Annotated in this window: 6 protein-coding genes; 5 read left to right on the forward strand and 1 reads right to left on the reverse strand. The window is 70.0% G+C overall.

Annotation, left to right across the window (positions count from 1 at the left end):
• Positions 1-22: 22 nt before the first annotated feature.
• Positions 23-1,075, reverse strand: a complete 1,053-nt coding sequence (fbp, locus tag WMF19_RS15145; RefSeq protein WP_437329276.1) for a class 1 fructose-bisphosphatase — start codon at positions 1,073-1,075, stop codon at positions 23-25.
• Positions 1,076-1,386: 311 nt separating this feature from the next.
• Here fbp and WMF19_RS15150 point away from each other — a divergent pair, with 311 nt between their 5' ends.
• The 5 genes from WMF19_RS15150 to WMF19_RS15170 all read left to right on the forward strand — a co-directional run bounded on the left by WMF19_RS15150 (position 1,387) and on the right by WMF19_RS15170 (position 6,072).
• On the forward strand, positions 1,387-2,313 hold the full coding sequence (locus WMF19_RS15150; RefSeq protein WP_437899750.1) for a class I fructose-bisphosphate aldolase: 927 nt from the start codon (positions 1,387-1,389) through the stop codon (positions 2,311-2,313).
• Between the two features lie 292 nt (positions 2,314-2,605).
• Positions 2,606-4,090, forward strand: a complete 1,485-nt coding sequence (locus WMF19_RS15155) for a leucyl aminopeptidase (protein WP_272103498.1) — start codon at positions 2,606-2,608, stop codon at positions 4,088-4,090.
• Between the two features lie 3 nt (positions 4,091-4,093).
• Entirely contained in the window at positions 4,094-4,945 is an 852-nt protein-coding gene (gene ttcA / locus WMF19_RS15160) for a tRNA 2-thiocytidine(32) synthetase TtcA (protein ID WP_437899751.1), read from the forward strand.
• A gap of 9 nt (positions 4,946-4,954) precedes the next feature.
• Positions 4,955-5,797 (forward strand): hypothetical protein, encoded by an 843-nt coding sequence (locus WMF19_RS15165; RefSeq protein WP_437899752.1) that lies wholly within the window; start codon positions 4,955-4,957, stop codon positions 5,795-5,797.
• Between the two features lie 92 nt (positions 5,798-5,889).
• The gene (locus WMF19_RS15170) at positions 5,890-6,072 is read left to right on the forward strand and encodes a hypothetical protein (RefSeq protein ID WP_157906650.1); all 183 of its coding nucleotides are present in this window, start codon (positions 5,890-5,892) and stop codon (positions 6,070-6,072) included.
• The last annotated feature ends 51 nt before the right edge of the window (positions 6,073-6,123 follow it).

Consider the following 6,123-nt stretch of genomic DNA (forward strand, 5'->3'; position numbering starts at 1 on the left):
GCGGCGTCGTTCTCTCGCAGCCTCAGCCCTCGCCGCGCACAAACCGCTCGAAATCTTCGACGTCGCGGGGCGAGCCGAGGACGAGCGGCACGCGCTCGTGGAGCGACCTCGGGACCCTGTCGAGGATGCGCTCGGCCCCCGTGCTCGCCTTTCCGCCCGCGGCCTCGAAGATGAACGCGAACGGGTTCGCCTCGTAGAGCAGCCGCAGCTTTCCCTGGCCGCCGCGATCGGCGGGGTACGCGAAGATGCCGCCCTTGAGCAGCGTCCGGTGCGCGTCCGCGACCAGCGATCCCACGTAGCGCGCGCCGTACGGCCGCCCCTCGTGCTTGCTGTCCTCCTTGATCCACGCGTTCCAGCGGCGCACGCTCTCCGGCCATCGCGCGCTGTGGCCTTCGTTGATGGAGTACGTCGAGCCGCGCTCGGGGATCCGGATGTTCTCGTGAGAGAGAAAGAACTCTCCGACGGTCGGGTCGTAGGTGAAGCCGTGCACGCCGCCGAGGCCGGTCGTGATGACGAGCAGCGTCGACGAGCCGTAGAGCACATAGCCGGCCGCGACCAGATCGCGGCCGGGGCGAAGGAAATCCGAGGGATCGGCGCCCATCTTGGCGTCGCTCTTTCGGAGCACACCGAAGATCGTGCCGATCGAGATGTTCACGTCGATGTTGGACGAACCGTCGAGCGGGTCCACGACGACGATGTACTTCGCTCGTGGGTCCGTGGAGAGGAGCCTCATTTCACCGAGCTCCTCGCTCACCACGGCCGCGCAGTGCCCGCGCCTCCCGAGCACGCTGAGCAGCGTCTCGTTGGCGACCTCGTCGAGCTTCTGCACGACCTCGCCCTGGACGTTGGTCTGCCCCGTGTATCCGAGGACGTTGGCGAGGCCAGCCCGCCGGACCTTGGACGTCACGAGCTTCGCCACCAGTCCGAACTGGTTCAGGAGCGAGGTGAACGCCCCTGTCGCCGCGGGGAACCCGAGCATTCCTTCGAGGATGTATGTCTCGAGCGTGATCCCGATGCGTGACGGCGCCTCCGGCGGCTTCCAGCTCAGGTCCCGTTGGTCCGATGAGAGCGACATGATCCCTCCGCGTTGTCGGCGAGGACGTCGCCGCCCCGCCGCGTGCTCGTGCTCGCGTCCGCCGCTGTGGCCCCCCGAGAGCAGACCGGCGCGGTTTCGAGAATTGCGTATCCGATGGCTTCGTACAACATCCTCGGGGCGCTGGACCGCCCGCGCGTCGGGCTCGATACGTTCGTCCAAATCCTCAAGATGCGGCCTGAGCCCGCTCGCCCGAGCACCCTGACGCGGCGCCGCGGGCATGGTGGGGTGGGTTCACGCCCCGGGCGGGCCTCGCGCTCCCCGGCGCAGCAGCACCCTCGACGGAGTGATTCATGGCGCTCACCACCCGTGTAGAGCAGATCCTCTCCTGGTACGCCTCCGAGAACCCAGGCACGCTGACGAACCTCGTCCGGCTGCTCAACCATGGCGCGCTCGCGGGCACCGGAAAGATGGTGATCCTGCCCGTGGACCAGGGCTTCGAGCACGGTCCGGTGCGATCGTTCGCTCCCAACCCCGAGGCCTACGACCCCGACTACCACTTTCAGCTCGCGATCGACGCCGGTTGCAACGCCTACGCGGCGCCGCTCGGATCGCTGGAGGCGGGCGCGGCCAGGTTCGCGGGGCAGGTGCCCCTGATCCTGAAGCTGAACAACAGCGACACGCTGGCGAAGGTGGAGCAGCCCGTGTCGGCGGTGACCGGCTCGGTCGAGGACGCGCTCCGCCTCGGCTGCGTCGGCGTCGGCTACACGATCTACCCCGGGTCCGGCGCGAGAAACAGGATGTACGAGGACCTTCGCGAGATCGCCCTAGAGGCCAAGCGCAGGGGCCTGGTCGTCATCGTCTGGAGCTATCCGCGCGGCGCCGGACTGTCGAAGCAGGGCGAGACGGCCATCGATGTCTGCGCCTATGCAGCGACGATCGCGGCTCAGCTCGGCGCACACATCATCAAGGTCAAGCCGCCGACGGCCCATATCGAGCAGGAGGAGGCGAAAAAGATGTACGAGAAATACAGCATTCCCATCCAGACGCTGGCCGACCGGACCCGGCACGTCGTGCAGGCGACGTTCGGCGGAAAGCGCGTGTTGATCTTCTCTGGCGGCGAGTCCAAGGCGACCGACGCGGTTCTCGACGAGGTGCGAGAGATGGCCGCGGGCGGCTCCTTCGGGTCAATCATGGGGCGCAACGCGTTCCAGCGCCCACGCGCCGAGGCGCTGCAGCTCCTCGCCGGCGTGATCCAGATCTACAGGTCGGCGCGCTGACGCCCCTCGATCCGACGCTCGCGCCGGGCCTCCTCGGACCCGCAGTCCGGCGGGCAGCGCCGCGCTAGGCGCTCCGACGGCGCGCCACCGAGCGCCGAGCCTGCGCGGAACCGCGCAGGATCGTTGTGGGGACCGCGCGGCGGGGGCGGGACCGCGCGCCCGGGAGCGGGAGCGCTCTCCCGCCCGCACCTCGGGCCGACCGCCTGCGGGCATCGTCCACGTCGACGGGGTTAGCCCTTCGTGATTAGATGCCGCGCTGGACACCCTCCACATCCCGGGCTCAGGAGACCGCATGCCGATCAAATTGAACCTCGCCTCGTCCGACCCGCTGAGCATCGCCGTCGACGTCGTCGTCATCGGCGTGCCTGAAGGCGCTTCGACGGGTGAGGGCGTGCTGGCGAGGCTCGTGGCGGCGCTGGGCGAGTCGGTGACCCACCAGGTCAAGCGTGACGACTTCACGGGGAAGAGGGATCAGAGCATCGATTTCGCGACGCACGGCGCGTTGAAGCCGGGCCGGGTGCTGCTGCTCGGGCTCGGGTCGGGCAAGGTCACCGACGTCGAGTGCAGGCTGCTCGCGGCGAAGGGAGCGCGCTTCGCGAACGGCGTGCGCGCCGAGAGCGTCGCGGTCGTGGTGCCCCCCGGCGTCGAGCGCGCGGAGCGGGCCGCCGCGGAGGGGCTCGTGCTCGGGGCGTACCGGTTCACCCGCTACTTCACGGGCGATCGTCGGCCCAAGGTCGAGCTCTCGCGCGGCACCGTGGTCATCGAGGGCAAGGTGGGCAAGGCGGCGCGCGATGCCGTCGCGCTCGGCCAGCAGGTCGGGGAGGCGATCTGCGTCGCGCGCGACCTCGTCAACGAGCCGCCGAACGAGGTTTATCCGGAGGCGCTCGCGCGTGTCGCGGTGGACGTGGGCAAGCAGCACCAGCTCAAGGTGACGGTGCTCGACAAGGCCGCGCTGATCAAGCGGGGCATGAAGCTCATCATGGCGGTGGGGCAGGGGAGCGCGAGGGACCCCCGGCTTGTCCACATGGTCTACGCTCCTTCCGGGAAGCCGAAGGGGAGGCTGGTCTTCGTGGGCAAGGGGCTGACCTTCGACAGCGGCGGGCTCTGCATCAAGCCGGCTCAGGGCATGGAAGAAATGAAGGGCGACATGGGCGGCGCCGCGAACGTGATCGCGCTGATGGCCGCCGTCGCGGCCGCCAAGCCGAACGTCGAGGTGCACGGCGTCATCGGCGCGGCAGAGAACATGCCCGACGGCGCGGCATACCGGCCCGGCGACATCTTCGGCTCTCTGGATGGCAGGACGGTCGAGATCATCAACACCGATGCGGAGGGGCGCCTGGTCCTCGCCGACTGCCTCGCCTATGCGCGCGCGCTGAAGCCGGACCTCATCGTCGACAACGCGACCCTCACGGGCGCGTGCGTCGTGGCCCTCGGACCGACCGTGTCGGGCTTCTTCTCGAACCGCGAGGAGGTCGCGGAGCGCCTGCGGAGCGCCGCGAAGGCCGCGGGCGAGTCGATGTGGCAGCTCCCGCTCATCGAGGAGCTCCGCGACGGCCTCAAGAGCGACTGGGCCGACATCAAGCACACGGCCGACCGCTGGGGAGGGGCCATCACCGCGGCCTTGTTCCTCCGCGAGTTCGTGGGAGACGTCCCCTGGATTCACGTGGACATCGCTGGCCCATCCATGGCGAGCAAGCCGTACGGCATCTTCTCCAAGGGCGGGACGGGCCACGGCGTGCTTACCTTCCTCCGCCTCATCGAAGGCTTCACCGGCTAAACCGTGCAACTCCGCCGCAAGCTCGCGCGCGCCATGGGGCGCGCCATCACCGACTTCGACATGATCGCCGACGGCGATCGGATCCTCTGTGCTGTCTCGGGGGGCAAGGACAGCTACGCAATGCACGCGCTCCTCGTCGACCTCGCGCGGCGCGCGCCGGTCCGGTTCAGCGTGATCGCGGTCAACATCGACCAGGGGCACCCTGGCTACCCGGGACACCTCCTCACCGACTACATGGCGGCGGGCGGCCACGAGTTCCGGATGATCTGCGAGGACACCTACTCGATCGTCACCGAGAAGATCCCCGAGAACAAGACGTACTGCTCCCTCTGCTCCCGCCTGCGCCGGGGCATCCTGTACCGCATAGCGCGCGAGCTCGGCTGCTCGAAGATCGCCCTCGGCCACCACCGTGACGACGCCGTGACGACGCTGCTCCTGAACCTGATCTTCGCGGGTCAGCTGAAATCGATGCCGCCGAAGCTCATCTCCGACGACGGCGACAACATCGTGATCCGTCCGCTGATCTACTGCGCCGAGGCCGAGCTCGCCGCGTTCGCCGCCGAGGAGCGGTTCCCGATCATCCCCTGCGACCTGTGCGGGTCCCAGGAGAACCTCCAGCGCAAGGCGGTGAGCCAGCTCCTCGCGGAGCTCGACGCGCGCCACCCCGGGACGCGGCAGAACATGCTCGCCGCCCTCGGCAATGTGCGCCCGAGCCACCTCTTCGACACGGGCCTTTGGAAGCGGCTCGGGCTCGAGGTCGCCCGGGAAGAGGGGAGCGCAGGCGACGAAACAGGCGCGGCTGCGCCAGCGCCGGACGTGCTGCCCGTGGGCAACCTCCTGAGAAACCTGGCCTAGCGCTCGCCCATGAGCACGGATGCCCCCGGCGCCATCTCGATCGGCGCTCCGCGCGAGGAGGAGTCCTCCGCGTCGGCCTCCGTCGATCGCGGCGGTGCGTTGGCGCGCGAGGTCGACGAGGCGTCGGGCTCGGACCGCCCGGAGGCGCCGCTGCCGGGGGCGGCGCGCTTCGACCTGGGTGTGGGCGGCGGGCGCGCCCCGCAGGCGTTGCTCGCCGCGGTCGTCGCCTGGATGATCACGGTCGCGCCTGCGGGCTTCGGTCGTGGCGCGCCGGTGTTCGCCAGCATCGCCGCCGCGCTCGCCTTCCTGTGCGGCGTCGCTGCGCCGCTGCTCGCCGCCACTCACCGCCGGCTCGCGCGGCACCTCGGCATCTCCGTCTTCCTCGCGCTGGTCACGCTGACCTGGCTGCTGGCTTCTCCTTCCCTTCAGCCCTCCCGCCTCGACCCGGTCCGCGCGGCGATCGGCGCGATCGCCTGGGGCATCTTCGCGCTTTCCTGGCGCGATCGCTGGGATGTGCGGCGCCAGCCGGAGCCGGAACCGGACGCCCCTCTCCTGCAGGCCCGAGCCCACCTTCCTCCGCTCGCGACGGCGATCGTCGCGTTCGGCGCGCTCGTGAGCCTCGCGATCCTCGTGCTCGCGTGGCGCGTCCGGGACCCGGACCGCGCCCTCTTGGCCCAGGCCGTCGCGGTGGCCTGCGCTGTCGCGCTGATCACGGCGGCGTCCGGCGTCGCGGTGGCCCGTGGCCGCCGGCACACGGCCGGCGCACGGCGGCTCCCCCACCGAGCCGTTCGGCACCTGGTGGTCCTGATCGTCTTTGCCGTCCTGGGGGCGGTCGCGATGACGCTGCGGTGAGCGGGGGGCGCGGCCGTGGCCTCCCGGCTGCCGCTCCTTGGTGTCCCCGCATCCCCGCCGGTTTCCCATCAAATCGCGTTACACTCATGGGCGTGTCCCGCGCAGTCGATGTGTTCGCGGTTCTGCTCCTCGTCGCCGCAGCGTTCTCCTTTGCCTTCGGGGTTCACGCGCTCGGTGATCGCCAGGATTTCAAGGCGATCTACCTCCTCGTGATCGGCGGCCTCTCGCTCAAGGCGTCCACGGAGATCCTTCGTCCCCGCGGGGGTAGCGCGTGAGCCCCGGGCGCCGAGCGATCGCGGCCGTCGCGTGCCTGTGCGCGTGTGCGG

The sequence above is a fragment of the Sorangium sp. So ce124 genome (assembly GCF_051525235.1).
Classification (GTDB): domain Bacteria; phylum Myxococcota_A; class Polyangia; order Polyangiales; family Polyangiaceae; genus Sorangium; species Sorangium atrum.